21 protein-coding genes and 1 pseudogene are annotated in these 25,952 nt (G+C 71.8%); 12 read left to right on the top strand and 10 right to left on the bottom strand.

Translation table 11 applies throughout. The features are described from left to right. Nucleotides 1-26 precede the first annotated feature (26 nt). The 3 genes from OG524_RS03945 to OG524_RS03955 all read right to left on the bottom strand — a co-directional run bounded on the left by OG524_RS03945 (nucleotide 27) and on the right by OG524_RS03955 (nucleotide 2,128). Nucleotides 27-734 (bottom strand): response regulator transcription factor, encoded by a 708-nt coding sequence (locus tag OG524_RS03945; RefSeq protein ID WP_405392339.1) that lies wholly within the window; start codon nucleotides 732-734, stop codon nucleotides 27-29. 88 nt (nucleotides 735-822) lie between these two features. Continuing rightward, complete coding sequence (locus OG524_RS03950; RefSeq protein WP_405392338.1) at nucleotides 823-1,317, bottom strand: MarR family winged helix-turn-helix transcriptional regulator; 495 nt, start codon at nucleotides 1,315-1,317, stop codon at nucleotides 823-825. A gap of 52 nt (nucleotides 1,318-1,369) precedes the next feature. Further along, entirely contained in the window at nucleotides 1,370-2,128 is a 759-nt protein-coding gene (locus OG524_RS03955) for an SDR family NAD(P)-dependent oxidoreductase (protein WP_405809078.1), read from the bottom strand. A gap of 157 nt (nucleotides 2,129-2,285) precedes the next feature. Here OG524_RS03955 and OG524_RS03960 point away from each other — a divergent pair, with 157 nt between their 5' ends. The 3 genes from OG524_RS03960 to OG524_RS03970 all read left to right on the top strand — a co-directional run bounded on the left by OG524_RS03960 (nucleotide 2,286) and on the right by OG524_RS03970 (nucleotide 6,592). After that, nucleotides 2,286-4,526 (top strand): MMPL family transporter, encoded by a 2,241-nt coding sequence (locus tag OG524_RS03960; RefSeq protein ID WP_405809080.1) that lies wholly within the window; start codon nucleotides 2,286-2,288, stop codon nucleotides 4,524-4,526. 186 nt (nucleotides 4,527-4,712) lie between these two features. Further along, nucleotides 4,713-5,918 carry a sensor histidine kinase gene (locus OG524_RS03965; protein ID WP_405392335.1) on the top strand — a complete coding sequence of 402 codons (1,206 nt, stop codon included), beginning with the start codon at nucleotides 4,713-4,715 and terminating at the stop codon, nucleotides 5,916-5,918. Next, nucleotides 5,915-6,592, top strand: coding sequence for a response regulator (locus OG524_RS03970; RefSeq protein ID WP_405392334.1), 678 nt, complete (start codon nucleotides 5,915-5,917; stop codon nucleotides 6,590-6,592). The genes OG524_RS03965 and OG524_RS03970 overlap by 4 nt, the downstream gene beginning before the upstream one ends. A gap of 67 nt (nucleotides 6,593-6,659) precedes the next feature. Here OG524_RS03970 and OG524_RS03975 read toward each other — a convergent pair whose 3' ends face one another. From OG524_RS03975 to OG524_RS03985, 3 genes are all read right to left on the bottom strand, one after another. Beyond that, entirely contained in the window at nucleotides 6,660-6,821 is a 162-nt protein-coding gene (locus OG524_RS03975) for a hypothetical protein (protein ID WP_405809082.1), read from the bottom strand. Between the two features lie 115 nt (nucleotides 6,822-6,936). After that, complete coding sequence (locus OG524_RS03980; protein ID WP_405809084.1) at nucleotides 6,937-7,068, bottom strand: hypothetical protein; 132 nt, start codon at nucleotides 7,066-7,068, stop codon at nucleotides 6,937-6,939. Between the two features lie 378 nt (nucleotides 7,069-7,446). Next, the gene (locus OG524_RS03985) at nucleotides 7,447-8,262 is read right to left on the bottom strand and encodes a M23 family metallopeptidase (RefSeq protein WP_405392331.1); all 816 of its coding nucleotides are present in this window, start codon (nucleotides 8,260-8,262) and stop codon (nucleotides 7,447-7,449) included. A gap of 183 nt (nucleotides 8,263-8,445) precedes the next feature. Between OG524_RS03985 and OG524_RS03990 the strand changes: the two genes are divergently transcribed. The 3 genes from OG524_RS03990 (at nucleotide 8,446) to OG524_RS04000 (ending at nucleotide 12,289) form a co-directional block, all read left to right on the top strand. After that, nucleotides 8,446-9,519, top strand: a complete 1,074-nt coding sequence (locus OG524_RS03990) for a glycoside hydrolase family 25 protein (RefSeq protein ID WP_405809086.1) — start codon at nucleotides 8,446-8,448, stop codon at nucleotides 9,517-9,519. A 194-nt stretch (nucleotides 9,520-9,713) separates the two neighbouring features. Then, the gene (locus tag OG524_RS03995; protein ID WP_405812425.1) at nucleotides 9,714-11,924 is read left to right on the top strand and encodes a HelD family protein; all 2,211 of its coding nucleotides are present in this window, start codon (nucleotides 9,714-9,716) and stop codon (nucleotides 11,922-11,924) included. A gap of 188 nt (nucleotides 11,925-12,112) precedes the next feature. Further along, complete coding sequence (locus tag OG524_RS04000) at nucleotides 12,113-12,289, top strand: hypothetical protein (RefSeq protein ID WP_405392329.1); 177 nt, start codon at nucleotides 12,113-12,115, stop codon at nucleotides 12,287-12,289. Between the two features lie 56 nt (nucleotides 12,290-12,345). Here OG524_RS04000 and OG524_RS04005 read toward each other — a convergent pair whose 3' ends face one another. After that, nucleotides 12,346-15,741 (bottom strand): CARDB domain-containing protein, encoded by a 3,396-nt coding sequence (locus OG524_RS04005; RefSeq protein WP_405809088.1) that lies wholly within the window; start codon nucleotides 15,739-15,741, stop codon nucleotides 12,346-12,348. Nucleotides 15,742-16,148: 407 nt separating this feature from the next. Here OG524_RS04005 and OG524_RS04010 point away from each other — a divergent pair. Together OG524_RS04010 and OG524_RS04015 are read left to right on the top strand one after the other, a co-directional pair. Next, nucleotides 16,149-16,724: pseudogene (locus tag OG524_RS04010) on the top strand (ATP-binding cassette domain-containing protein); the annotation flags it as partial. A 135-nt stretch (nucleotides 16,725-16,859) separates the two neighbouring features. After that, nucleotides 16,860-17,930: an NAD-dependent epimerase/dehydratase family protein gene (locus OG524_RS04015; protein WP_405392327.1), complete on the top strand. Its 1,071-nt coding sequence runs from the start codon at nucleotides 16,860-16,862 to the stop codon at nucleotides 17,928-17,930. A gap of 3 nt (nucleotides 17,931-17,933) precedes the next feature. Here the strand turns inward: OG524_RS04015 and OG524_RS04020 are convergent, their stop codons facing one another. Together OG524_RS04020 and OG524_RS04025 are read right to left on the bottom strand one after the other, a co-directional pair. Next, nucleotides 17,934-19,040, bottom strand: coding sequence for a sensor histidine kinase (locus OG524_RS04020; RefSeq protein WP_405392326.1), 1,107 nt, complete (start codon nucleotides 19,038-19,040; stop codon nucleotides 17,934-17,936). Next, nucleotides 19,037-19,987, bottom strand: coding sequence for a response regulator (locus OG524_RS04025; protein ID WP_405812426.1), 951 nt, complete (start codon nucleotides 19,985-19,987; stop codon nucleotides 19,037-19,039). The genes OG524_RS04020 and OG524_RS04025 overlap by 4 nt, the downstream gene beginning before the upstream one ends. 129 nt (nucleotides 19,988-20,116) lie before the next feature. Here OG524_RS04025 and OG524_RS04030 point away from each other — a divergent pair, with 129 nt between their 5' ends. Genes OG524_RS04030 through OG524_RS04040 form a run of 3 tightly spaced genes read left to right on the top strand, consistent with a single transcriptional unit; the run spans nucleotide 20,117 to nucleotide 22,301 of the window. Further along, nucleotides 20,117-20,821: a glycosyltransferase family 2 protein gene (locus OG524_RS04030; RefSeq protein WP_405809091.1), complete on the top strand. Its 705-nt coding sequence runs from the start codon at nucleotides 20,117-20,119 to the stop codon at nucleotides 20,819-20,821. Then, nucleotides 20,818-21,495: a DUF2064 domain-containing protein gene (locus tag OG524_RS04035; RefSeq protein WP_405392324.1), complete on the top strand. Its 678-nt coding sequence runs from the start codon at nucleotides 20,818-20,820 to the stop codon at nucleotides 21,493-21,495. Before OG524_RS04030 ends, OG524_RS04035 begins: the two co-directional genes overlap by 4 nt. A gap of 23 nt (nucleotides 21,496-21,518) precedes the next feature. Further along, nucleotides 21,519-22,301 (top strand): class I SAM-dependent methyltransferase, encoded by a 783-nt coding sequence (locus OG524_RS04040; protein ID WP_405392323.1) that lies wholly within the window; start codon nucleotides 21,519-21,521, stop codon nucleotides 22,299-22,301. A 325-nt stretch (nucleotides 22,302-22,626) separates the two neighbouring features. On the opposite strand, the gene OG524_RS04045 is transcribed toward OG524_RS04040, so the two are convergent. Continuing rightward, complete coding sequence (locus OG524_RS04045) at nucleotides 22,627-23,937, bottom strand: molybdopterin-dependent oxidoreductase (RefSeq protein WP_405809093.1); 1,311 nt, start codon at nucleotides 23,935-23,937, stop codon at nucleotides 22,627-22,629. A gap of 189 nt (nucleotides 23,938-24,126) precedes the next feature. On the opposite strand from OG524_RS04045, the gene OG524_RS04050 reads away from it, so the two are divergent. Continuing rightward, entirely contained in the window at nucleotides 24,127-25,521 is a 1,395-nt protein-coding gene (locus OG524_RS04050) for a hypothetical protein (protein ID WP_405809095.1), read from the top strand. The last annotated feature ends 431 nt before the right edge of the window (nucleotides 25,522-25,952 follow it).

The following is a 25,952-nucleotide window of genomic DNA, read 5'->3' on the forward strand; positions in this document are numbered from 1 at the left end:
ACGTGACGCAGATCACTACGGCGGCCTCAGTGATGCGAGCAGCCGAGCCAGTATCCGAAGCCCCGGCGGGTGTGGATCAGCGCGGGCTCCTCGACGTCGACCTTCCGCCGGAGCCTGGAGACGAGCTTCTCGATCGCGTTGTCGGCGCGGACGTCGCCCCAGACGTGCCGGCTGATCTGTCCCTTGGACAGCACCCGCTCCGCGTGGGCCAGCAGCAGGCACAGGAGCCGGTACTCGGCGGGCGTCAGGTCCAGAGGCCTCGCTCCGCGTCTGGCCTCGCACGTGGCGTGGTCGAGGAGGAGGTCCCGGTAGTGCGGGGTGTCGGCCTGCCGGGGTGCGTTCCTGCCGCGTAAGAGCACATGCGTCCTGGCCAGCACTTCGGAGATCCCGAAGGGTTTGGTGACGTAGTCCTCCTCGCCCAGGCCCAGTTCGGGGACCAGGGTGTGCAGGGACTCGTAGGCGGTGAGGAAGAGTACGGGCGGCCGGTCGGCGGGCGGAAGACGGCGGCCCCGCTGGAGTTCGTCCAGGCCGGGCATCGTGGCGTCGAAGACCACAAGGTCGTACGGATGTTCCGCGACCCGCTTCAGCCCTTCGGCGCCGCTCGACGCCGACTGCACCTGATACCCCGCCAGCACGAGTGTCGTCGTGAGGAGTTCGACGATCGCGGGGTCGTCGGCGACGACCAGGACATGCTGGCCGTCCCCACGCGCCGGTGACGGCTGAGGGGTGCTCATCTGCATGCGGGAAGCCATTCGTGTCGGGCCGGGACCGGTCCCCGCCGGCGCCGCGGAGGGAGCCGGCCGGGGTGAGGTGGGGGCGCGGTCAGGTGGGGGGTTGGAGCTTCACGTCGTCGTCGGCGCGCGCGACGAAGTCGTCGACCATGCGGTGGAAGAGTGTGGCGAGCCGCTCCAGGTCCTCCGGCGCCCAGTCCTCCAGCGCCATGCTCATCCCCCGGCAGCTTGCTTCCCGGATACGGTCGACGGCCTCCCGTCCCGTCTCCGTGAGCTCGACGAGCCGGGCCCGGCGGTCGCCCGGATCCGGGACCGCCGTGACGTATCCGGCTCTCCGCATCTGCTGCACCTGCCGGGTGATGTGCGAGGCCTCCACCGACATCCGGGACGCCAGTTCCCCCGGCCGCAACGGCTCCCCCTCCGCGATCTGCCGCAGCAGGGCGGCTGCGGCGCGGTCCAGCGGTACGCCGGCCAGGGCCATCAGGCGGTCGTGCTGACGGGCCCGGCCCGTCAGGTAGGCGATGCGGTCGAGCGCTCTGGCGATCTCACCGACATGGGCCGTGAGAGCGGGCGCAGGCTGTGACATGCCTTCACCCTAGTCAGTACTTGCCTGACTCAAGCAACGATATCGAGCCGCGTCAGACTGCGGACCAGCCCCCGTCACTGGGCAGGACGGCTCCGTTGACATTGGCGGAGTCCTCGCTGAGGAGCCAGGTGATGGCCGCCGCGAGACGGTCCGGCAGTACGGGGGCCGGCAGGGTGGCCTTCATGACCGGGCCCACCCGGGCGGCGGCGAAGTCCGACTTCATCCTCGCCTCGATGTTCGTGATCACGGGGCCGGGGGCCACGACGTTCGCGCGGATCCCCTGGGGGCCGTGGAAGAACGCCACGTTCTTCGTGTAGCCGACCAGCGCGTGCTTCGACGCCGTGTAGGCGGCTCCGGCCGCGGAGCCGCGCAGCGCGGCTTCGGAGGCGACGTTGACCACGGCTCCTCCCCCGGCGGCGATCATGCCCGGGAGCACCGCCCTGGCCAGCCGCATGGGTGCGGTGAGGTTGACCGCCATGACCCGGTCCCACGTCGCGTCGTCGACCTCGGAAGGGGGCAGGAAGCCGTCCATGACGTCGGCGACGTTGGCCAGCCCGGCCACCGGTCCGTCGGCTGCCGCGAGCACGGCGTCGATGACAGCACCGTCGGTGATGTCCCCGGCCACGGTGCGGACGGTGGAGCCGCCGGTTTCGGAGACGAGCCGGTCCAGGCTTCCCGCGTCCAGGTCGGTGGCGACGACCCGGCCGCCCTCCTGGGCGATCCGGAGGGCCGTGGCCCGGCCGATTCCCGAGCCCGCGCCTGTCACAACGAGGGTCAGGCCGAGGAATCGGCCGCTGTGGTCCGTGGTCATGTGTGCTCCTTGTCCTGTCATACCTGAGGAGGAGATGTCCGGTGTCTCTCGTGCGGTTTCAGCAGCGGCAAGTGTCCGCAGGCGCACGATGCCGGGAGGGGGGCCGGACGGTCAGTCTGGGTGTCTACCCAAGATCAGATGTGGAGACCCCTGACTCGTGGCTACTTTCCTCTACCGCCTGGGACGGCTGGCGTTCCGGCGGCGCCGGACCGTCGTGCTGTTGTGGCTGGCCGTCCTCGCCGCCGTCGGGGCGGCCGCCGTCACCGCGCCCGCCGCTTCCGACGACGGTTCGTTCATGCCGGGGATCGAGGCGCAGAAGGCCTTCGACCTGATGGAACAGCGCTTCCCCGGATCGGACTCCGCCGGAGCCGACGCCCGGATCGTCTTCGTCGCCCCGGACGGCCGGAAGGTCACCGGGGCCGGCAGCCGGGCGGCCATCGGCACGCTCGTGGACGAGGTCGGAGCCGGGGCCCAGGTCGCCGGTGCCGTGAGTCCCTTCCGCGCGGACGCGGTCAGTGAGGATGCCTCGACCGCTTACGCTACCGTCAGCTACGAGGTGAAGGCGGCCGATCTCACGGACGCCAGCAAAGAGGCGCTGGAGAGCGCCGTCGAAGAGGCCCGGGACGCCGGCCTCACGGTCGACGTGGGCGGCACCGCGCTCGCCACCCAGCCCGCCGCGGGCGGTGTGGCCGAGGGCATCGGCGTGCTCATCGCCGCCGTCGTCCTGCTGATCACCTTCGGTTCCATGGCCGCAGCCGGGCTGCCGTTGCTGACCGCGCTCATAGGTGTGGGCATCAGCATGGCCGCGATCCTGGCCCTGGGCAGCACGTTCGGGCTGTCCATGACGACCGGCACCCTGGCGTCCATGCTCGGTCTCGCGGTCGGCATCGACTACGCGCTGTTCGTCATCTCCCGCTACCGAGAGGAGCGCGACAAGGGCCGCACACCGGAGGAGGCGGCGGGCCTTGCCGCCGGGACCGCCGGGTCGGCCGTCGTCTTCGCCGGGCTCACCGTCGTCATCGCGCTGGCGGGACTCTCCGTGGTCGGCGTCCCGATGCTGACCAAGATGGGAATGTCCGCGGCGGGAGCGGTCGTCATCGCGGTGCTCATCGCGCTCACCCTGGTCCCCGCGCTGCTGGGGATGTGGCCGGACGCCGTCCTGGCACGCTCCGCCCGCAGGAGCCGTGCGCGCGCCGGGAACGGCGCTCGTGCACACGCCGGGACCGGTAGGAAGAGCGACCGGGGTAACGGCGGCACCCGCTGGGCCGGTTTCGTCCTGCGCCGCCCCGTCCCGGTCCTGCTGGCGGGCATCGCCGGCCTGGGCGTCCTCGCACTGCCGGTGGCGGACCTGCAGATGGGAATGCCCGGCGAGGAGGCCAAGCCCACCTCGACCACCGAGCGCCGCGCCTACGACGCGCTCGCGGACGGCTTCGGTGCCGGATTCAACGGTCCGCTGACCGTCGTGGTGGACGCCAGGGGCGCGGCCGACGCGAAGTCCGCGGTCGCCAAGGTCACCCAGGAGGTCGGCGCCACCGAGGGTGTCGTCTCCGTCTCCCCGGCGCGCTTCAACGCCGCGGGCGACACGGCGGTCTTCTCCGCCGTACCGGCCACCGGACCCAACGACGAAACCACCAAGGACATCGTCCACACCATCCGGGGCGAACGGTCCGCGACCGAGTCGTCCACGGGTACGACGTTCGAGGTGACCGGCAGCACGGCGATGAACATCGACATCGCCCAGGCGCTCCAGGGCGCCCTGCTGCCCTACCTGGCGGTCATCGTGGGCCTGGCCTTCGTGCTGCTGCTGGTCGTGTTCAGGTCCGTGCTCGTGCCGGTCAAGGCGGCCCTCGGGTTCCTGTTGTCGGTGCTCGCCGCCCTCGGTTCCGTGGTGGCGGTCTTCCAGTGGGGATGGGGGGCCGAACTGCTCGGCGTCGAGCAGGCGGGCCCGATCATGAGCCTCATGCCGATCTTCCTGGTGGGCATCGTCTTCGGTCTCGCGATGGACTACGAGGTGTTCCTGGTGGCCCGTATCCGGGAGGCGTACGTCCACGGCGACCGGCCCGCGCAGGCGGTCGTGACAGGATTCGGCCACAGCGCCCGCGTCGTCGTCGCGGCGGCGCTCATCATGATCGCTGTGTTCTCCGGGTTCATCGCCTCCACCGAGTCCATGGTCAAGACCATTGGTTTCGGCCTCGCGATCGCCGTCCTGTTCGACGCCTTCGTCGTACGGATGGCGCTCGTACCCGCGGTGCTCGCCCTGCTCGGTGACCGGGCCTGGTGGCTGCCCCGGTGGCTCGACAGGGCGCTTCCCGACGTCGACGTGGAGGGCACGGCCCTGCACCCGCGGCCCGTCGGTGACGAGCGGCACGACGCCCCCAGGGAACCGGTCCGCACCTGACGACCCCCACAACGGCGGTCTTGCCCGGCCGTCGGTGTGTCCCGCCCGTACGGCACACCGACGGCCGGGCGTGGTCGCCCCGCCCCACGGCCGACCGGGCCGCGGGGGTACGGATGGACGAACGGGCGGCCCCGCCGGCGTTCGGGCACGATGGCGCCGGACGAGCCGGCGAGAGGAAGGAGAGGGATGCGCCTCCACGGGCCGCGCCCCACGGCATCGCGTTCCCACGTCCGGGACATCGCGACGGTCGCCACGCTGTTCGCGTTCTCCGCGGGCGGCAGCCTGGTCAGCGTCCTGGCACCCGGCAGCCCGGACGCGGTGTGGCCCTCGGTCCTGCTCTCCGCGATCGCCAGTACGGCACTGTTCTGGCGCCGCACCCACCCCCGCGCCGTGGCGGCCGTCACCGCCCTGTGCATCCTGGGTGAAGGCTCGCTGGGATACCTCCTCACCCCTCTGCTGCAGGGTCCGCTCATGGTGGCGCTCTACTCGCTCGGACTGCGCACCTGCCGCAGCACCACCCGTACAGGCGCACTCGCCACCGCCGTGCTGCTGGTGGTCACGGGCCTCTTCGCCGAGCCGGTCGGGCACTACGGTCTGCTGCTCACGACGGTCAACCCCGTCGCCTGGGTGCTGCTGCCGGCCGTGCTCGGCAGCTCCGTCCGGCTCCGCCGGGACTATCTCGCGGCGGTGCACGCCCGCGCCGAACACGCCGAGCGCACCCGCGAGGAGGAGGCCCGCCACCGGGTGGCCCAGGAGCGCATGCGCATCGCCCGCGAACTGCACGACGTCGTGGCCCATCACCTGGCCCTGGCCAACGCCCAGGCCGGTACCGCCGCGCACCTGGCCCGCACCCACCCGGAACGGGCCCAGGACATGCTCGACAGCCTGGCCGGGACCACCGCTTCGGCACTCCGCGAGCTCAAGGCCACGGTCGGGCTCCTGCGCCAGGACAGCGACCCCGACGCCGCGCTGGGCCCGGCCCCAGGGCTCGCGCAGGTGGACGATCTGATCACGGCGTTCACCGGCGCCGGGCTGGCCGTCACCGTCACCACCGAGGGCGAGCCGCGACCGCTCGCGCCGGGGGCCGATCTGACGGCGTTCCGGATCGTGCAGGAAGCCCTCACCAACGTCACCAAGCACGCCGGGACCGGGGCTGCGTGGGTCCGGCTCGACTACTCCGCCGACCGGCTGTCCCTCACGGTCACGGACGAGGGGACCGCCACACGGACGCCACCCGCGCCGGGTCACGGCTTCGGCCTGATAGGCATGCGAGAACGCGCGCAGTCCGCCGGAGGGGTGTTGCGCGCCGGTCCCCGTCCGGAAGGCGGGTTCGAAGTCAGCTGCTCGCTGCCGCTGTTGCCCCCCTCGGCCGAAAGGAGCCGATCCACGTGACCACCCGCGTCCTGCTCGTCGACGACCAGGCCCTCCTCAGAGCCACCTTCCGCATCCTCATCGACTCCACTCCGGGCATGACCGTCGTCGCCGAGGCCGCCGACGGCAGTGAGGCGGTCGACCTCGCCCGCACCCACCACCCCGACGTGGTCCTGATGGACATCCGTATGCCCGGTACGGACGGCCTGGCCGCGACGACCGTCATCTGCGGTGACCCCGGCCTGTCCACGACCCGCGTCCTGATCCTCACCACCTTCGAGAACGACGAGTACGTCGCCCGGGCCCTGCGCGCCGGGGCGAGCGGCTTCCTGGGCAAGGACGTCAGCGCCGAGGTGCTCCTCGACGGCATCCGTACGGTGGCCGCGGGCGAGTCCCTCCTCTCCCCCACGGCCACCCGCGCCCTCATCGCACGCTTCCTGGCCACGCCGGAGCCCGACGCCCTGCTGGTGCCCCCGGAGCGGGTGAACGCGCTCACTGCCCGCGAGCGGGAGGTGATGGCGCTGGCCGCGCACGGAAGGTCCAACACCGAGATCGCCGAGGAACTCGTCGTCAGCCCACTGACCGTGCGCAGCCACGTCCAGCGTGCGATGGCCAAGCTCCACGCCCATGACCGGGCGCAACTCGTCGTGATCGCCTACCAGAGCGGCCTCGTGCGGACCCGGCCGCCCTCGTGACCGAGGGTCGGCCGGCCCGGTGTGCGTGGGGCCGCAGTTGTGGGGAATCCGGTGAAAGGCTGCCCGCTCATCGGTCGTCGCGCAGGGGTGCGCGCGGCAGGTCGGGATCGGGCCGGACGGTGCGGGGCTCGCTGTCGTGGCGCGGTCCGGGCGCTTCGCGCGGTGCGGTGGCCTGGGTGAGCAGGGCCAGGGCGGTCGCGGAGGGGGATCCGGGGGAGGCCGTTGCCACGACCAGGGCCGGGCGCCTTCTTGCGGTTCTGGAGCGCTTGCGGGTTCTGGAGCGTCTGCTGGGTGACGGTCACTGTCCCGACCGGGGGGTGGCGCATCTCGTGGTCGGCGACGTCTCAGGCCACGACCCGGTGATCTACCCACATCGTGGCGAACTCCTGACTGCGCATGGCGAGTTCGCCGATCAGTGCGGTCAGCGGCGGATCGTCCGGGTGGCGGCCGGCCGCCAGGCGGAGGCTGCCCACCACGGCCCTGGCGGGGCCGGTCGGCGTACAGGTCGCGGATGTGCGCGTCGAGGAACACGAGGCTGGCCGTGTTCGGCCGTCGTCCCGGGTCGTCGAGGGCGTCCGGGTCGAGGCGACCGGCGAACAGCGCGTGGCCCTGGCTGTTCCAGGCCACGCCGGCACCCTGCGCCGTTCACCGCAGGTCGATAACCCGACTTCCTCGGGCCGTAGCCGGCCCCTGCGCGCCTGGAGGAAGTCCGCGAGTCGCCCGCGCGTGTCCATGTGACCGAGTATGCGCAGCGCCCCCGGTCCGCGCCTCACCCCGTCGGGGCAGGGATGCGCACCACCCCACCGCGGAGCCTCGCGGCGGGGTGGTCGCGGGTTCGTGCGGCCGGAGGTGGTTCAGTCCCAGCGGTCCTGGTTGATGAAACGGGCGTAGCCCCGCCAGGAGTTGGGTCCCATCACTCCGTCGATCGGGCCGGTGTAGCCGTGCGCGGCGGCCAGGCGTTGCACCGCGGACCAGGAATTGACACCCATGACCCCGTCGATCGGGCCGGTGTATCCCCAGTTACGCATGTTCCGCTGGAGCGCCGCATAGGTGTTCACGCCCGGGACCCCGTCGATCGGACCGGTGTAACCCGACTCGATCCGCAACCAGTTCTGCGTCCGCTTCCACATGATCACACCCGGAACACCGTCCTGCTCCGTCGTCGACTTCGGCAGACCGCCGCCGCCCCCGCCCAGGTAGTCCAGCGGGTTGACCCGGGTGCCGCCCGGGGTGATCAGGTGCCAGTGCACGTGCGGTCCGGTGGAGCTCCCGGAGCCGGGGGCTCCGACGGCACCCCCGGACCGTCCGACGGTTGCCCCCTTTCCGACGGAGGTGCCGTTGGCCAGCAGGAACTGCGACAGATGCATGTACTGCGTCCGGTACCCATCACTGTGGGTGATGGTCACCGTGTGCCCGCCCGTGCCGTTGTCCGGGATGTTGGTGACGATGCCGGCACCGGCGGCCGGAAGCGCGGTGCCGACGGCCATCCCGTAGTCGAGCCCGCCCAGCGAACCGCTGTTGAGGTGATCCTGCCAGGTGCCGGTCATCCCGTAGCCGCTGAACGGGTTGTAGATGTCCAGCGCCTGGGCGGGGTTTCCGGAGAACAGCACTCCGCCGGCCGCCAGGCCGAGCGTCGTGACCGAGCCGCGCAGCAGTGCGCGCCGGCTCATTCCGGTCCGGGACCGGTCCGGCCGGCCGTCAGCGGATCCATGGTTCTCACACACAGCAACTCCCTTGTTCGTAAGGCGACTTGAGCTGGCGGAGGGATGCGGAGCCACGCTAGCCTACGCGCATAGATATTGATAAGAACATGTCATGTTGCTGACAGAGGCACCGCCTCGACCGGAGGACGTATGCGCAGGAGAACCCTGATCCGCGGCGCCGTGGCGACAGCCCTGGCACCGGCCGGAATCATCACCGCCGCAGGCGCCGAGGCCGCCCCCGCCCAGGCGGCCGACCTGCAGGGCATCGACGTCTCCAACTACCAGCTCGGCATCGACTACGGCCGCGTCGCCGCGCAGGGCCGGAGCTTCGCCGTGGCCAAGGCCGGGGGATGCCAACTGGCCGAGGGGCCCTACGTCACCTCCTCCTACGCCGGCCATGTCGACGGCGCCCGCGCCGCAGGCCTGCGGGTGGGGCACTACTGGCTGTCCGGAGACTTCCTCACCCCGGCCGAGGCCGCCGACTACTTCGTGGACCACCTGCACGACTACCACATCGGCGACGTGCTCGCGCTGGACGTCGAGGTGCTCGACGACTCCACTCGCCTGTGGAACGACACAGAGGTGTCCACCTGGTTCAACCGGGTGCGGGAGCGGGTCGGTGCCTACGTGCCCTGGTTCTACATCAGCGCGGGTGCGCTGCGTGCCGGCACCTGGAGCCGTACCGTCGCCGCCGGTGCCCACCTGTGGGCGGCCTCCTGGGGTGCCAACAACGGCACCTGGCCCGGCCCGCCCGACCTCGGCGGCAGCTACCCCGACTGGGCCGTCCACCAGTACACCTCCGTCGGCTCGGTCGGCGGGGTCACGCCGGTGGACCTCAACCTCGCCCGCCCGGGCGCCTTCGATCTCACCGAGCCGACCGATCCGCCGCCCGGAGAGGATCCGCTGCCGAAGTCGACGACGGAGCAGGACGGTGTTCCGGGTGTGATCATGTGGAAGCGGACGCAGAACTGGTTGCGGATCGAGTCGGGTTACACCGGTCCGATCGACGGGGTCCCGGGCGTGAACACCTATGCGGCGCTCCAGCGGAACATGCGTAACTGGGGATACACCGGCCCGATCGACGGGGTCATGGGTGTCAATTCCTGGTCCGCGGTGCAACGCCTGGCCGCCGCGCACGGCTACACCGGCCCGATCGACGGAGTGATGGGACCCAACTCCTGGCGGGGCTACGCCCGTTTCATCAACCAGGACCGCTGGGACTGAACCACCTCCGGCCGCACGAACCCGCGACCACCGACGACACAGAGAGAATCCCCGGTCCGTAACCACGGACCGGGGATTCTCTCGCGTATATTGGATTCTTCTGTGTGCCCAAATAAAAAGGCCCCACACCGGGGGCCTGCAAGAAACACGTTAACCGGCTGGGAGCCATTTTGTCAAACAGGGAAAGCGACGAGTTGCAGAAGGAGCAGGAGTTCGTCGACCGGGTCCATGACCGTGTCGACGTGCTGCGCGGGGTCGCCTCGCACGCCGTCGAGGACGCGTTGACGCCGGTCGGGACCGGCCTGCAGGCGCGTCTGGAACGCGATGTGCTCGTCGCCGAACGCTCAGGCCTGCTGGCCGCCCTCGACGCGGTGGACGGTTCGCTGTGTTTCGGCCGCATCGACCTCTCCGACGGCGCCACGCACCACATCGGCCGGATCGGGATCCGTGAGGACGACACCGCGCACACCCCCCTGCTGATCGACTGGCGAGCCCCGGTCGCCCGCCCCTTCTACCTCGCCACCGGGCACACCCCGATGGGGTTGCGCCGTCGCCGGCACCTCACCACCGAGGGCCGTGTCGTCACCGAGCTGCACGACGAGATCCTCGACCTCGGGGACCGGGAACGCACCGGCTTCGAGGACCCGAGCGGTGACGCCGTGCTGCTCGCCGCCGTGGGGTCCGCCCGCACCGGCCGCATGGGCGACATCGTGCGGACCATCCAGGCGGAGCAGGACCGGATCATCCGCGCCCCGCACCGGGGCGTACTCGTCGTCGAGGGCGGCCCTGGCACGGGCAAGACCGCGGTCGCGCTGCACCGGGCGGCCTTCCTGCTGTACGAGCACCGTGAGCTGCTCGCCAAGCGCGCCGTCCTGATCGTGGGCCCCAACCCCGCCTTCCTGCGCTACATCGGCGAGGTTCTGCCCTCCCTCGGCGAGACCGGTGTCCTGCTCGCCACCCAGGCGGAGCTCTACCCCGGCGTGCACGCGCGCGGGACCGACACGCCCCGGGCCGCCGCGGTCAAGGGCGGCGAGCGGATGGCCGAGGCACTCGCCCTCGCCGTCCGTGACCGGCAGCGGCTGCCCGAGCCCGGCGCCCCGATGGTCGTCACGGTCGACGACGGGGACCTCGTCCTCGACTGGGAGATCGCGTACGAGGCCCGGCAGGCGGCCCGAGACACCCGGCTGCCGCACAACCTCGCCCGCCCGTACTTCACGTTCCGGATCATCGACGCCCTCACGTCGCAGCTCGCCGAGCGCATCGGCGCGGACCCGTACGGCGGCCCCAACTTCCTCGGCCCGGACGACATCGCGCAGTTGGGCAAGAGCGTCGCCATCAGCGAGGAACTGCACGCCTCCGTAGACGAGTTGTGGCCGGTACTCACTCCGGAGGGGTTCCTCACGGACTTTCTGGCGGAGCCCGTGTACGTACCGGACGAGGACGCCGACGTACTCCGGCGTGCGCCCGGCGACGGGGGGTGGACCCCGGCGGACGTCCCGCTGCTCGACGAGGCGGCCGAACTGCTCGGGACGGACGACAGCGCCGAGCGGGCCGCCGCCGAGGCCGGGCGCCAGGAGCGCATCGCGTACGCGCAGGGCGTCCTGGAGCTGTCGCGGGGCTCGGAGACCTTCGAGTTCGAGGACGAGGAGTCCGAGGTCCTCTCCGCCCACGACATCATCGACGCCGAGCGGATGGCCGACCGGCAGGAGGAGGCCGACCACCGCAGCGCGGCGGAGCGTGCCGCCGCCGACCGGACCTGGGCGTTCGGGCACATCATCGTCGACGAGGCGCAGGAACTCTCGCCGATGGCCTGGCGGCTGCTGATGCGCCGTTCACCGACCCGTTCGCTGACGCTCGTCGGTGACCCGGCGCAGACCTCCGAGGAGGCCGGGATCGGCTCGTGGGAGAGGATCCTGGAGCCGTACGTCGGCGACCGCTACGAGCACGTCCGGCTCGGCGTCAACTACCGTACGCCCGCCGAGATCATGGACCTCGCCGCCAAGGTCGTCCGGGCCGACGACCCGTCCTTCGAGCCGCCCGGCTCGGTGCGGTCCACCGGCGAGGTGCCGTGGACACGCGACGCCGGTGCGGATCTGGCGGGCGCGGTCGCGCGGGCGGTGGCGGAGCTGACGCCCGTGGAGGGACGTCTCGCGGTGATCGCACCGATCGCGCTCCATGAGGAGATCGCCGCCCCGCTGGACGGGGTCACGGCCGGTGCCGAGCCCGACCTGACCCGGCCGGTGGTGCTGCTCGCGCCACGCCAGGCGAAGGGGCTCGAATTCGACCATGTGCTGGTGGTGGAGCCGGCCGGGTTCGGGACCAGCGACCTGTACGTGGCGCTGACCCGGGCCACGCAGTGTCTGGGCATCGTCCACCGGGAGGCGCTGCCCGCGTCACTGCGCTGACGGCATCGGGTGCCGCGGGCCCGCCCCGGGGTCCGGCCGGTCGTGCGCAGCGGGGGCGCCGGCTCACTCGTCGATCGCCGCGCCGAAGAGCGCGTCGGCGCCGGACGTGCCGAGCGAACCTCCGGGGATCCGGTCTGCTTCCCGCCTTCGGGGGCACACGTCCTGCGACAACCGAAAGGAGCTGCGTCATGCTGGGTATCACCGCGGCAGTACTCTTCTTCATCGCTTTCCTGGTCAACGCCGCCGACATCGCCACCAACGAGGTGTTCACCTCGGTGAACGTCATGCTGATCGGCCTGACTCTGCTGGCCCTGCACGTGGCGGGCGTCGGCGGCGGCCTGCCGACCCGGGCCCGTCGGCGCTGACCATGCCGCGTGGTCCCCGGTGCCCCGCGGGGCACCGGGGACCTGCTCGCCCCGATCTACCTCCGGGCGGACGCCGGACCGGCGCCGCCGTTGATGACGAACTGCGATCCGGGTTCGACCTCGATGTCGCCGTCGGCCGAACCGGTGATGGTCACGTCGGTCAGGGTCGCGCTGCCCCGTGCGCCCCCATGGGCCAGGATCCCTGACCCGTTGACGGAGTTGTCGATGCGGACGTTCGAGATCCTCACCCCGGGGACGGACCCGCCGCCCGACTTGAACTGGATCCCGTCGTAGGTCGAGTCATGGATGTCGGTGTCGCGGATCGTGACGCCGGGGATGTCCGGGCCCGCCGCGAACAGTGTGATGGCTCCGAACTCCTGGGCCTCGCCCCAGAAGGCCCCGCCCGTGCGGTGGAGGGCGTTGTTGGCGATCAGTGTCTCCCCGGAGAAGGGCAGCGGGTCGTGGTCGGTCGCCAGCATGATGCCGGGGTAGTTCATCGTGTCGGAGATGATGTTGTTCTCGATCGTGTTGCCGTAACCACCGTAGATCGCGATTCCGTTGGCCCGCCAGGGCAACTGGATCGTGTTGTTGCGGAAGTGGTTGTCGTGACCGATGTCCACCGACGGGTTCTTCACGTACTTGCTCGACCACACGGCCAGCGAGTCGTCGCCGGTGTTCCTGAAGGAGGAGTTGAACACCGTCGAATTGCGGGTGCCGTTCGCGAAGTTGATGCCGTCCGCGTACGTGTTGCGAATCCGCATGCCGGTGAACTCGACACCGTCGCCGGGTCCCCAGAGCTCGGGGATGTTGTCGTAGTCGCGGCCGACCCACGCACCGACGTTCATGTGCTCCATCCACACATTGGTGATCTCGGTGTCGTCTCCGAAGCGTCCGTTCAGGCCCACTCCGCCCTCGGCGTTGCCGTCGCCGCCCCGGATGGTGCCCGATCCGAAGATCGCCAGGTCCGAGATCCTGGTGTTGTCGTCGATGTCGAAGCCGAAGTTCCCCTCGTGCGGGTGGTTGATGCCGCCCGCGTTCTGGGGCTGGGTGAGGGTGTACAGCTGGGAGTGCCACATGCCGGCACCGCGGATCGTGACGTCCCGGATGCCGACCTGGTTGAACTGCCCGCGGTTCAGCGGGTCGTCGGTCAGGATCTTCTGTTCCTGCCGCCACTGCCCCGGCGGGATCCACACACAGCCGATGTCACCGTTCTGGTCGGCCGTCACCGCGCGCTGGATGGCGTCCGTGTCGTCGATCCCGTCGTTCGGGACGGCTCCGTAGGTGGTGATCGGGGTACATCCGGCCGGCTGGGCGGCCGGGGGCGCGACCTGCTCCAGGTCGACGAGGTCGATGACGTAGAAGGACGCCGAGTCCCCCGCGTCTCGCTGGAGGCGGAACTTCGTACCGGCCGGGTAGGTCTGGCCGAGCAGCGCGTTGGACTCGTCGAACAGCCTGCGGGCGTCCGCCTGCGGCTGGTTGGTCAGGCCCTCCGGGCTGTCCGTGTCGCCGTAGAGCCAGCTGTGCCTGGAGGAGAGGGTGAGCTTCCGGGCGAAGGTGCCGTCGATGTACAGGCTGATCGTGGCCTCCGTGCCGCCGCCACCGGGGGCGTCGGGGATCGAGTTGCGGACCACGATCGAGTTCGACGGTACGGTCGAGGTGACCTCGACGTACTGGCCGGTGGAGTTCAGCCGCACGGACTCGCGGCCCGACGACTCGGTGGCGAAGTTGGTGTGGCCGAAGGTGCGCTCCTGGTCGGACTCCAGCAACGTGCCCTGGTAGTCGGCCTGTTCCGCCTCGTACTCGGTGTACGGGACGGCGGCCCCGCGGCCGACCACGATGGCGCGCGAGAAGACGTTGTTGTTCTCGTCGGTCTCGGCGACGACACCCGTCGCGTCGGCGGTGGCGGTCAGGTTGGCCCCGCCGCTCTTCGCGGTCCAGGTCCCGCTGATGGGCACGGAGACCGTGCCACCGGCGGGAACGGCCCCGGTCGTGCCGTTCAGCGTGTCGGTCTCCGCGAGCAGTCGGGTCACTGTGGAGGAACTCACGGCCGTGGTACCGCGGTTGTGCACGGACACGGTGAAGGTGACGGCAGCTCCCACTGCGGGGTTCGACGGGCTGGAGGTGATGCCGAGCACCTCGAGGTCGGGGCCGGGGCTCTGGCCGACGACGAGCTTCGACGCGGCGGTGCGGCTGTTGTTGGTGTTGTCCTGCTCGACGATCGTGTCGGTCGGGTCGACCGCCGCCGAGACGCTGTACGTGCCCATCGGCCGCTTACCGACGTCGACCTGCACGGTGGCCGAGGCTCCGGCGGCGAGACCGCTCACGGCCGCGCTGCCGGCGACCTGGCCCTCCAGGCTGACGTCGACCGTCGTCGCGGCGGCTGCCGCCGTACCGGTGTTGCGTACGGTGGCGTTCACGGTGACGTCGTCCTTCTCGGACGGCGTGGCGGGCGACCAGGTCAGCTCGGAGACGGTCAGGTCGGGGTTGGGCGCGGCGGTGCCGACGACCTGGATCTCGGCGACCTGTGCTCCTGGAGCGCCGGTGTTGGCGAAGAACTTGAGCTGCACGTCCGCGTACCGCCCGCTGACCGGGATCGTCACGGTGTTCTGGTTGCCCGAAGGGCTGAACGCGTAGTCGGCCCGGTCCTTCAGCGAGATGAATCCCGTGGCCGACCGGGCCCGGCCGAGCACCTGGACGCTCTGGGTGCGGGCCGCCCATGCCGGGTCCGGGGAGAGCTTGACGACGACGGCCTCGATGTCCGCGTCGGCACCGAGCTTCACCGTCAGCGTCGAGGGGTGGCCGTTCGACTCCCAGTACGTGCCGAGCTTGTCGTCGTTGGCGTTCGCGGCCACGTACGTCTGGGTGAACGAGGACGCCTCGACGGGCTTGTTCAGCGCCAGGTTGGAGCCGTCCGAGGCGGGCGGGCCGGGGTCGTCGCCGTCCTCGCCGTAGACCTCGACCTGGGAGAGCTGTGCGGCGTTCCAGCCGGTGTTGGCGGTCACCTGCACACGGATGTACCGCGCCTGCTTCGCGGTGAAGTCGACGGTGACCGTGTTGCCCGCCTCCGGGTCGAACTCCCGTGCGGCCGAGGCAGACAGGGCGCTGAAGCTGCTCCCGTCCGTGCTGCCCTGGACGGCGAGTGTCTGGGTCCGCGCCTCCCACGTGGTGGGCAGGCTCAGCACCACCCGGTCGACGTCGAACTGGTTGCCCAGGTCGATCCGGACCCACTGCGGGAAGGCTCCGGGGCTCTCCCAGTACGTCTGCCGGCTGCCGTCGGTGACGTTCGACGCCGGGTAGGCACCGTGCGACCCGCTGGTCGTCACCTGCTTACCGAGGGCCAGGTCGGGGCTCGGGGCCGCCGCCGAGGCGGGGGCCGGCAGGAGCCCGACGGTCATCAGTGCGGCGGTCACCGCACCGACGGCGAACCGCCGTCCGAGTTGCTTCCATCTCATGCTGTCCTCAGTTCCGTGGGGCCTCGGGACCGGGAGGGCACGGCGACGCGTCGCCGGCCGAACGGCGCTTACGGTGCCGTGCGGCCGACGACGGCGGGTGCGGGCTGCCGGTACGCCGACGGAGGCGATCAGGGACACCGACAGGAGGGAGAGCAGTTCACCTGCCGGAAAGTCACGCGCATTGCTTAGGATTTTGAGTGATCCAGTCAATATTTTGCGATTCCGAGGTGACAGGTTTCTAGCAGGTGACGCTTTTGTCAACGGTCCTCACAAGGGCACCGCCTGTGCGTCCGATGTCCGCGCAGCTCAGTGGCACCGACCGGATCGCAGGACCGGATCGCGGGACACGATGGCCCCGCGTCCGGGGGCCACGGGCTCCGCATCCTCTACGAATTGGTCTCGATACCGGCAGGAGCACGCTCCTGCGCACCGTGATGGGCCTGATCAAGCCCAGGAGCGGGAGCGTCCTGCTGGACGGCGAGGACATCACCCGCCTCGCCCCGCACCGGCGGGTGGCTCGTGGGATGGCGTACGTACCGCAGGGCCGGCAGCCCTTCCCGCACCTCACGACCGCCGAGAACCTGCGACTCGTCGCCGACGGCCGCCCCTACGGCAAGGCGGCCGTCGCGGGGGCGCTCGGCCTCTTCCCCGTACTGCGCGAGCTGTCCGGCCGCCGTGCGGGACTGCTCGCCGGCGGCCAGCGCCAGCAACTCGCCGTCGCGCGCGCCCTGTTCACGCGTCCGCGCCTGCTGCTCGACGGGCCGACCGACGGCATCCAGCCGTCCGTCGTCGCCGAGACCGAGGAGACGGTCCTGTCCCTCGCCCGGCGCGGCGGACTGTCCGTGCTCCTGGTCGAGCAGCACATCGGCTTCGCCATGCGCGCCGCACAGCACTACTACGTGCTGGAGGCAGGCCGTGTGACGTCGTCCGGCGAGGGCGGGACGGGAGCGGAGCACACGGTCCGGGAGGCGCTCAGCGTGTGAGGGTGTGCCGCACCGTGCTCCCGGCTCCCGCGACGCCGGTGCCGCGCGGTGCGGGAAGGGCCGATCGCTTACGTTCCCGTGACGTGCCGCCTCGGGAGCGCGCGGGGCACCTCCGAGCGGCCTACCGTGTGCCGCATGCGTGTACTGGTCACCGGCGGCGCCGGATTCATCGGTTCGGAAATCGTACGGGCCCTCGTGTCGGCCGGCCACGAGGCGGTGGTGCTCGACGCCCTGCTCCCCTCGGCACACGGCCGCGGCACGGTCCCGCACCGCGGCGACGGACTGATCGTGGCGGACGTACGCGACCGGGAGGCCGTGGACGGTGCACTGACCGGCATCGACGCGGTGTGCCATCAGGCGGCGATGGTCGGCCTCGGCAAGGACTTCGCGGACGCCCCGGACTACGTGGGGTGCAACGACGTCGGGACGGCGGTGCTGCTCGCCGCGATGGCCTCGGCGGGGGTGCGGAGTCTGGTCCTCGCCGGATCGATGGTGGTCTACGGGGAGGGCCGGTACGACTGCCGGGACCACGGCCGGGTCCGGCCGGGTCCGCGCGCGGAGTCCGATCTCGCAGCGGGCAGGTTCGAGCCCCGCTGCCCCTCCTGCGGCACGGAGTTGACCCCCGGACTCGTCGGTGAGGACGCCCCGGTGGACCCGCGCAACGTCTACGCGACGACGAAACTCGCGCAGGAGCACCTCGCCTCCTCCTGGGCGCGCGCGACGGGGGGCCGCGCCGTATCGCTGCGCTACCACAACGTGTACGGGCCCGGGATGCCCCGCGACACGCCGTACGCCGGAGTGGCCTCGTTCTTCCGTTCGGCCCTGGCCAGGGGCGAGTCGCCGCGGGTGTTCGAGGACGGGGGCCAGCGGCGCGACTTCGTCCACGTACAGGACGTGGCCGCCGCGAACGTGATGGCGCTGGAGGCGGTGGCCGGGCGTGGTCCGGGCACCTTCACCGCGTACAACACCGGGAGCGGACAGCCGCACACCATCGGGGAGATGGCCACCGCCCTGGCCGCGGCGCACGGAGGGAAGGCGCCGGTGGTCACCGGCGAGTACCGGCTCGGGGACGTGCGCCATGTCACGGCGGACTCGCGGCGGCTGCGCGAGGACCTGGGCTGGAGGCCCGGGGTGGGCTTCGCCCAGGGGATGGCGGAGTTCGCCCGGGCCCCGCTGCGGGAGACACCCGCCCGCCTGCCCGTCTGAGGCTCAGACCGCCGGAAGGGTCACCTCGAAGCAGCAACCGCCGGTGACGTTGCGGACCTCCGCCCGGCCGGAGTGCGCCTCGACGATCCCGCGCACGATGGCGAGTCCGAGACCGGCGCCCGCCGGGGGCGTACGCGCGTGGCTGCCTCGCCAGCCCGTGTCGAACACCCTGGGCAGGTCCTCCTCGGGGATGCCGCCGCAGCCGTCGGTCACCGAGAGCACCACCCCGCCGTCCGCACGGTGTGCGGCCACCGCGACCGTGCCGTCGGCAGGGGTGCGGCGGATCGCGTTGATCAGGAGGTTGCCCAGGACCCGGCTCATCTCCTTGCCGTCGACCTCCACGGGCACGGCCTCGATCCGGTCGCCGACCAGCCGCACGCCGTGCTCGCGGGCCAGCGGGTCGGCGACCGCGAGCGCGTCCCCCACCAGGTCGTACACGGAGATCCGGGTGGGGGTGAGGGGGAGCGAACCCGCGTGGATGCGGGAGAGCTCGAAGAGATCGCCGACCATGGCGTTCATCCGCTCCACCTCGGTACGTATCTGCCGCAGGTAGCGCCGCGAGTCGACGGCCATGCCGTCCTCCAGGGCCTCGGACATGGCCCGCAGGCCGGCGAGCGGGGTCCGCAGGTCGTGCGAGATCCAGGCGACGAGCTCACGCCGCGAGGTCTCCAGGGCGCGCTCCCGCTCGCGTGAACCGTCGAGCTTGGCGCTGGTGACGGCCAGTTCACGGGTGAGCGCGGCGAGTTCGGCGTTGGCCGGGGTCTCGGGGGCCGCGAAGCTGCCGCCGTCACCGAAGGACCGGGCGGCGAGCGTCAGATCGCGGTTCCGTGCCGCCACCCAGCGACCGAGCAGCATCGCGGTGGCGAGCGAGACGACGGCGGCCATGGCGACCACGGTCGTGACCACCGTCAGGTCGTGCGGCGACAGGAACATCGCCCAGGCCACGGCCAGTGTCCCGGCGAGCATCGCGGTGACGGCCACGGCGGCCACGACGGTCAGTGAGACGACGAGCGAGCGGTGCCTGGAGAGCCGGAGCACCAGTGCGCCGAGCAGTCCGGCCGCGGCGGCGCCCAGGAATGCGAGGAGCGCGATGAGGAGGGTGTCGGTCATGACGGCGTTCCGGATCCGGCATCGTGGGGCGCCGTCGTGCCCGTGGCGCGTTCCGGGGGAAGGTCCAGTCGGTAGCCGACGCCCCACACCGTACGGATCAGCTCCGGGTGGGCCGGGTCGGCCTCCACCTTCCCGCGCAGCCGACGGATGTGGACGGTCACCGTCGACAGGTCCCCGAAGTCCCAGCCCCAGACCTCGCGCATCAGCTCCTCCCGGGTGAAGACCCGGCCCGGACGGCCCAGGAGGAAGGCGAGCAGGTCGAACTCCCTGAGGGTGAGGGCCAGCACACGGCCCTGGCACGTCGCGCGTCTGGCCGCGAGGTCGAGGGTGATGCCGCCGCCTTCCGACGGGGCCGGACGGCCGGCGGGTACGGCGGCGGACCTGGCACGGCGCAGTACGGAGCCGACGCGCAGGACGAGTTCGCGCGGGCTGAACGGCTTGGTGACGTAGTCGTCCGCCCCCGTCTCCAGACCGAGGATGCGGTCGTCCTCGTCGCCGCGCGCGGTCAGCATGATGACCGCCACCGGTCCGTGTGCCCGCATGCGGCGGCACACCTCGAAGCCGTCCATGCCGGGGAGCATCAGGTCCAGGACCGCCAGGTCCGGGCGGCGGGCGGCGTACCGCTCCAGCGCGTCGGGGCCGTTCGCCGCCCGCGCCACGTCGTATCCGGCGCTGGTCAGGTATTTGGTGACCACCTCCGCGACGGTCGGGTCGTCGTCCACGACGAGGACATGGCCCCGGGCGGGGCCGCCCGGATTTGTGCCGTGTGCCCGGGACTCCCCGTGAGCCGTGGACTTCCCGGAGGCCGCATCGGTGCCGTGTGCCGGCGACTCCCCCGAGGCCGGGGTCCCGGTTCCCGAGCGGTCGACTCCACGTGCCGGGAGGGCCGGACCGTCGGGTCCGGCCGGAGGCGCCCCGTCGGCGGGGGGCGAGGGGTCCGGGGTCATCTGCATGTCATCACTTTGGCACCTGCGGCGGAGCACGGCGGACGCACCTGCGCCGCCACCCGGCGACGTCCGTGTTCCGTAAGAATCGGGTACCCGAATTGTCGGTTTTCGCTCCGTAGGGTGAGCCGGGTGATCTCTCATTCCGATACTTCCGGCCCCCGTGCCGACGTCGTCCTTCCGTGTCTGGACGAGGCCGCCGCCCTGCCCGGTGTGCTGGCCTCGGTCCCCCGCGGCTGGCGAGCGATCGTCGTGGACAACGGCTCGACCGACGGCTCGGCGGAACTGGCGCGTTCCCTCGGCGCGACCGTGGTCCAGGAACCACGACGCGGCTTCGGGGCGGCCTGTCAGGCCGGGCTGCTCGCCTGCGAGGCGGATTTCGTGTGCTTCTGCGACTGTGACGGCTCCCTTGATCCCGGGCTGCTGCCCGGCTTCGTCCGCCAGGTCGCCGACGGCGAGACCGATCTGCTGCTCGGCCGCCGTCGTCCAGAGGGGCGTGGTGCCTGGCCGCTCCACGCGCGGGCGGGCAATGCGGCACTGGCCCGCATGCTGCGCCGCCGTACGGGACTGCGACTGCACGACCTCGGTCCCATGCGGGCCGCTCGGCGGGCCGACCTGATGGCGCTCGATCTCACCGACCGGCGCAGCGGGTACCCGTTGCAGATGGTGGTGCGCGCGGCCGACGCGGGGCTGCGGGTCACGGAGACGGACGTCCCGTACCTCGCACGGACCGGAAGGTCGAAGGTCACGGGCACATGGCTGGGAACCTGGCACGCGGTGCGCGACATGCGTGCCGTGCTGGGTGAGCCGCCTGTCCGGGCGGGGGCCTCGCTGTGAGTTCGCCCGGATCCGGCTCCGACCGGTCGGCCCCGACCGGCGCGACGGCGTTGCTGGTGATCGCCAAGGAGCCGCTGCCCGGCCGCGTCAAGACCCGGCTCACTCCGCCCTTCTCCCCCGGCGAGGCCGCACGACTGGCGGAAGCGGCACTCGGCGACACCTTGCGCACCGTCCGCTCGCTGCCGGCCGCCCGGCGCACGGTCGTCCTGGAGGGGGCGCCCGGGCCGTGGCTGCCGCCGGGCATCGAGGTGGTGGAGCAGGGCACGGGAGGTCTCGACGAGCGGCTCGCCGCCGCGTTCGGCGCCTGTTCGGGGCCGACGCTCCTGATCGGGATGGACACCCCGCAGGTCACCGCGGCCGATCTGGCACCCGCTCTCTCCCCGGGCGCCTGGGACGGCTGCGACGCCTGGTTCGGCCCCGCCGAGGACGGCGGCTTCTGGGCGCTGGGGCTGGCCGACCCCGACCCGGAACTCCTGCGCGGCGTACCGATGTCCGTGCCGGAGACCGGCGCGGTGCAGCGACGACGGCTGGTCGACGCGGGACTGACCGTGCGCGATCTGCCACGGCTGCGGGACGTGGACACGGCGGCGGACGCGGCGCACGTCGCCGCTCTCGCTCCGCACGGGCTGTTCGCCGCCGTTCTCGCCGGGCTGACCCGGGCGGCTGCCCGGTGAGCCGAACGGTTCCGGAGCCCGGAATGACAGGCTCCGTGCAGGGCGACGCCTCTTCCTGGGGCACCGACCCGTACGCCGACGCCCTGCGCAACGGGCACGGTCCGCTCTTCCTTCGCCGTACGGACGGCTGGCTGCTGCCGCTGGACGTCGAGCGCTGGTGCGCCGGCGCGGACGCCACGGACCTGTCGGCGCTGCGCCGTTGCAAGGGATCCGTCCTGGACGTCGGATGCGGGCCGGGCCGGCTGGTCGCCGCACTCGCGGCCCGCGGTCACCGCGCGCTCGGCATCGACGTCAGCCGGGCGGCGGTCGCCCGCACGCTGCGCCTCGGGGCTTCGGCGCTGCACCGTTCGGTCTTCGAGCCGCTCCCGGGCGAGGGGCGCTGGGGCACCGTCCTGCTCGTCGACGGCAACATCGGCATCGGCGGCGACCCGGGCCGGCTCCTTCGCCGCACAGCCGCCCTGGTCGCCCCCGGTGGGCTGCTCATCGCCGAGACCGCGTCCCAGGACATCGACGAACGCGCGGAGGTACGGCTTGACGACGGGAGGGCCGCCGACTCCCGGGCCGCGCCCGCCCCTCATTTCCCGTGGGCACGGCTCGGAACCCCGGCACTGCTGCGATACGCGCAGCCGCTGGGCTGGCAGCAGGCCGATCAGTGGGAGGCCGGCGGGCGTCCGTTCGTGTCCCTGCGACGCGGCCGGGTCTCCCCGACCACCAGCGCGATTCCCGACACCGTGAACAGCACGGCCGTGACCAGCAGCCAGTTCCTGAGGAACACGTCCGGGGACAGCCCGCTCGCCGGCTCGTAGCGCTCGGCCCGCCGGGTGATCAGCGGAAACCACACGAGCAGCAGGAGCCCGGAGAGGAAGGCCGGCACCCGGACGAAGTTCACCGCACCGGGGCGCCGGCCGGACCGTCGGCACAGCAGCCGGTCGGCCGACGCGTACACGGGGACCAGCACCAGGTCGTGCACGAGCGCGGCGCCGACGAACCACACGATCACGCCGAAGGTGTCACCCGCCAGCAGCCGCACACCCGCGTAGCCGGCCAGGGCGAAGGAGGCGCCCATCAGGAGCAGGTGCAGAGGGCCTTCGCCGTACCGGCGCCGGACGATGGTGCGTGCTGCCGTCCTCTTCACAACTCTCCGAAGGTCAGCCGGGACACCCATTTGGTGTTGAGTACGCCGGGGGCTGCCGGGACGATGATCCGTGCCGGGTATCCGTGATCGGGTGACAGGGCCTCGCCGTTGACGCCCAACGCCAGCAAGGAGCGCGGGTCGGCGACCTGGTTGTCGCGCAGCGCGGCCCGGCGGAACGATCCCCGTCGCTGTACGGACTCCACCAGCAGCCCCGGCGCGCCGTCCGGATACCCGGCGAGCGCCGCCAGGTCCTTCAGCCGTACGCCGCGCCACCACTGGTCCGAGGTGGACCAGCCCTCCACGCACGCGATCGGGAGCGCCGCGCTGTGCTGCTCCATGGCCAGCAGTTGAACGCGGGTGAACCGGAGGTCCCCGGCCGGCCCGCTGACCGTGAGCAGCCAGTCCTCTCCCGTATCGGCCGCCGTGACGCCGACCGAGGCGGCGGTCTTGTTGATCTGGAAGCCGTTGGGGCCGGAGCCCGGCTCGGCGGCGCCGTGCGGGGTGAGCACGGCGAGTCGCCGCAACGGCCCGTCGAAGCTCCGCCCGGCCGAGGTGATCAGCAGCACCAGGGATCCGGTGCCCACCATGGCAAGCGCTCCCCGGCGGGACAGCGTCGGCGCGGCAGGGGCGGGAGACTCCAGCGTGTCGCCCTGGACCGCCCCGCTCAGCCCGCCCGACCGCAACACCCGTACGGCCTGCGGCGCCCGGAGCACCGCATGGGCGAGGAACGCGGCGAAGAACACCCATGCCCCGTAGAAGTGCAGTGGGTAGAACGAGCCCGGGAACAGATACTCCAGCTGGATGTTGAGGAGCCCGGTGACGAACTGGAACAGTGCCCCGCCCACCAGGAGCAGCAGGGACAGCCGCTCCAGTGCGTGTCCGACGGACCTGGCGGGCGGCAGCGCGAAGAGTCCGGGCACCACCGACCAGAGCTTGGCCAGCAGGACCGGGACGAGCACGATCCCGACGGTGACGTGCAGCCCCTGCGTCAGCCGGTACAGCCAGTGCGGCCGGGTCGGCCAGTCGAAGAGGTAGAAGCCCAGCAGGCCTTTGTCCGGCGTCTTGTCGTTGACCGGGTTCAGGTCGGGGTTGTAGGCCGCGTACGACAACAGGCCCGTCACGAAGAGCAGCGTGATCCCGACGAGCAGGACCAGGCCGAGCACCGCGGTGAACCGCACCCCGCGCACCGGGCTGCGCCAGAACCCCGGCGCCGACGGAAGCCGTTCGAGGACTGTCGTGGCACGTCCGGAGAAGGCACGGAGGCCGGTGGCTGGAGGATTCGGACTTTCCCGATGGCTGTCGCCCATGTCCCGACGCTATGCCCGTGATACGAGGGTGGGACGGTTGCGACTCCTGACGAAACGGTGACGTCATCCCTCGCGGCGTACTCGTCCGGCGCCCGGTCCGGCCGTTCGGCGGAGACCGGAATCTGACGGTTCGGTGACGCGCCCCGCCGACTTCCGTCCTCGGGGGCCCGTCGTGCGTACGGTGCCTGCGTGAAGACCGTGGACCGCACCGAACACGTCACCGGACCGCTCCCCGCACAGCGCTCCGGGCACCGCCGCGACCTGGCCGCCGCCGGCGTGGGCGTCGTGCTGGTCGCGGCCGCCGTGCTCATCGGCCGGGCCGTCGAGAACGCCGACCACACCCTCTACGTACGCTGGCCGCCGCTGCTCGCGACCTGGTACCCGCACCTGGGACCCGGCACATGGGCGGCGCCCACCGTCGCCGTGGCCGTCATCGCCCACGGTCCCGTCCTCGCCGACCGGCTGCGGCGTCGGGCGCTGCTCCTCAGCTGCTACGCCGCCTCCCTCGCCTGGGTGTTCTCCCTCGCGATGATCGACGGCTGGGACCGGGGCATCGCGCTGCGCCTCACCACCAAGCACGAGTACCTGAGAGTCATCGGCCGCTTCGACGACATCGGCGCCGCTCTCCACGGCTTCAACGACCACATCCTGGTCGGCCCGCCGGGCAACTGGCCCGCCCATGTGGCCGGGCACCCGCCGGGCGCCACCCTCACCTTCGTCCTGCTCGACCGCATCGGGCTCGGGGGCGGTGCGTGGGCGGGGGTCTGGTGCATCGTGACCGGTGCGTCCGCGGCGGTGGCCGTCCTGATCGCCGTCCGCGCCCTGACGGACGAGCACACCGCGCGGCGCGCCGCGCCGTTCGTCGTCCTCGCACCTGTCGCGGTCTGGGCGGGCACCTCGGCCGACGGCTACTTCACCGCGGTGGCGGCGTGGTCCGTCACCCTGCTGGCCCTGGCCGCGACCCGGACGGTCCGCAGCCCCGGGGCCGCCGCACTGGGCGCGGGCCTCCTGTTCGGGCTGACCTGCTACCTGAGTTACGGTCTGACGCTCATCGCGCTCCCGCTCCTCGCCGTACTCGTGCTCAGTCGCACGGCCCGGCCGCTCCCCCTCTTCGTGCTGGGAGCTCTGGTGGTGCCGGTGGCCTTCACGCTCGCGGGCTTCAACTGGTGGGAGGCGTACCACCTGCTCGTCGAGCGCTACTACCAGGGGGCGGGAGGGCTGCGGCCCTATTCCTACTGGGTCTGGGCCAACCTCGCCTGCGCGGCGATCGCCGTCGGCCCTGCGACGCTCGCCGGACTGCGCCGGACCGCGGCTGCCGCGCCCCGGGCCGTACGCACTCTGCGGACCGGGACGACGACCGCGCCGCTGCGCCTGACCCTGCTCGTACTCGCGGCGTTCCTGGCCCTGTCGGCCGCGGACCTGTCCGGCATGAGCAAGGCGGAGACGGAACGGATCTGGCAGCCCTTCCTCCTCTGGCTGCTCCCCGCCGCCGCGCTCCTCCCCGCACCGCGGCCACGGGGCTGGCTGACCGCGCAGGCCGCTGTGGCCCTGGCGGTCAACCATCTGCTCTGGACGGGCTGGTAGCCCGCGGTACGGACGGCCCTTGCCCGGGCCGGCAACCCGATTCGACCCGGGACACCGCGGAGGTGATCGGCGGAGCATCGCCCGAGCCGCGCGTTTCCCCGAACGGATCTTGTCGCGATTCCGTCGTCGTACGGCGCGGCCGACCGTGGCACACGCGGACGTTCGGCGTCGGCCGACAGTCCTCCGTCCGGCCCGACAGGACCCGGCGCCCTTGGTGTACGGCGATTCCGCCACCCCCGGACCCGTCGGCACGAGGCCGCCGGCGCCGAACCCGGCACTCACCGGGACGCGTTGGCGATCACGGCTGAATCAAGACGGTACCCGCAGAAACCTCGTGCGACCGCGATCATCGTATCGAGTTAATGTCGGCGACTTCCCTTGGTCCTGAGGGCGAAGTGGCCATTAGTGTTCTTCTCGATCTGGACGGGTTC

The organism is Streptomyces sp. NBC_01520 (assembly GCF_045040375.1).
In the GTDB taxonomy this organism is placed as follows: Bacteria; Actinomycetota; Actinomycetes; order Streptomycetales; family Streptomycetaceae; genus Streptomyces.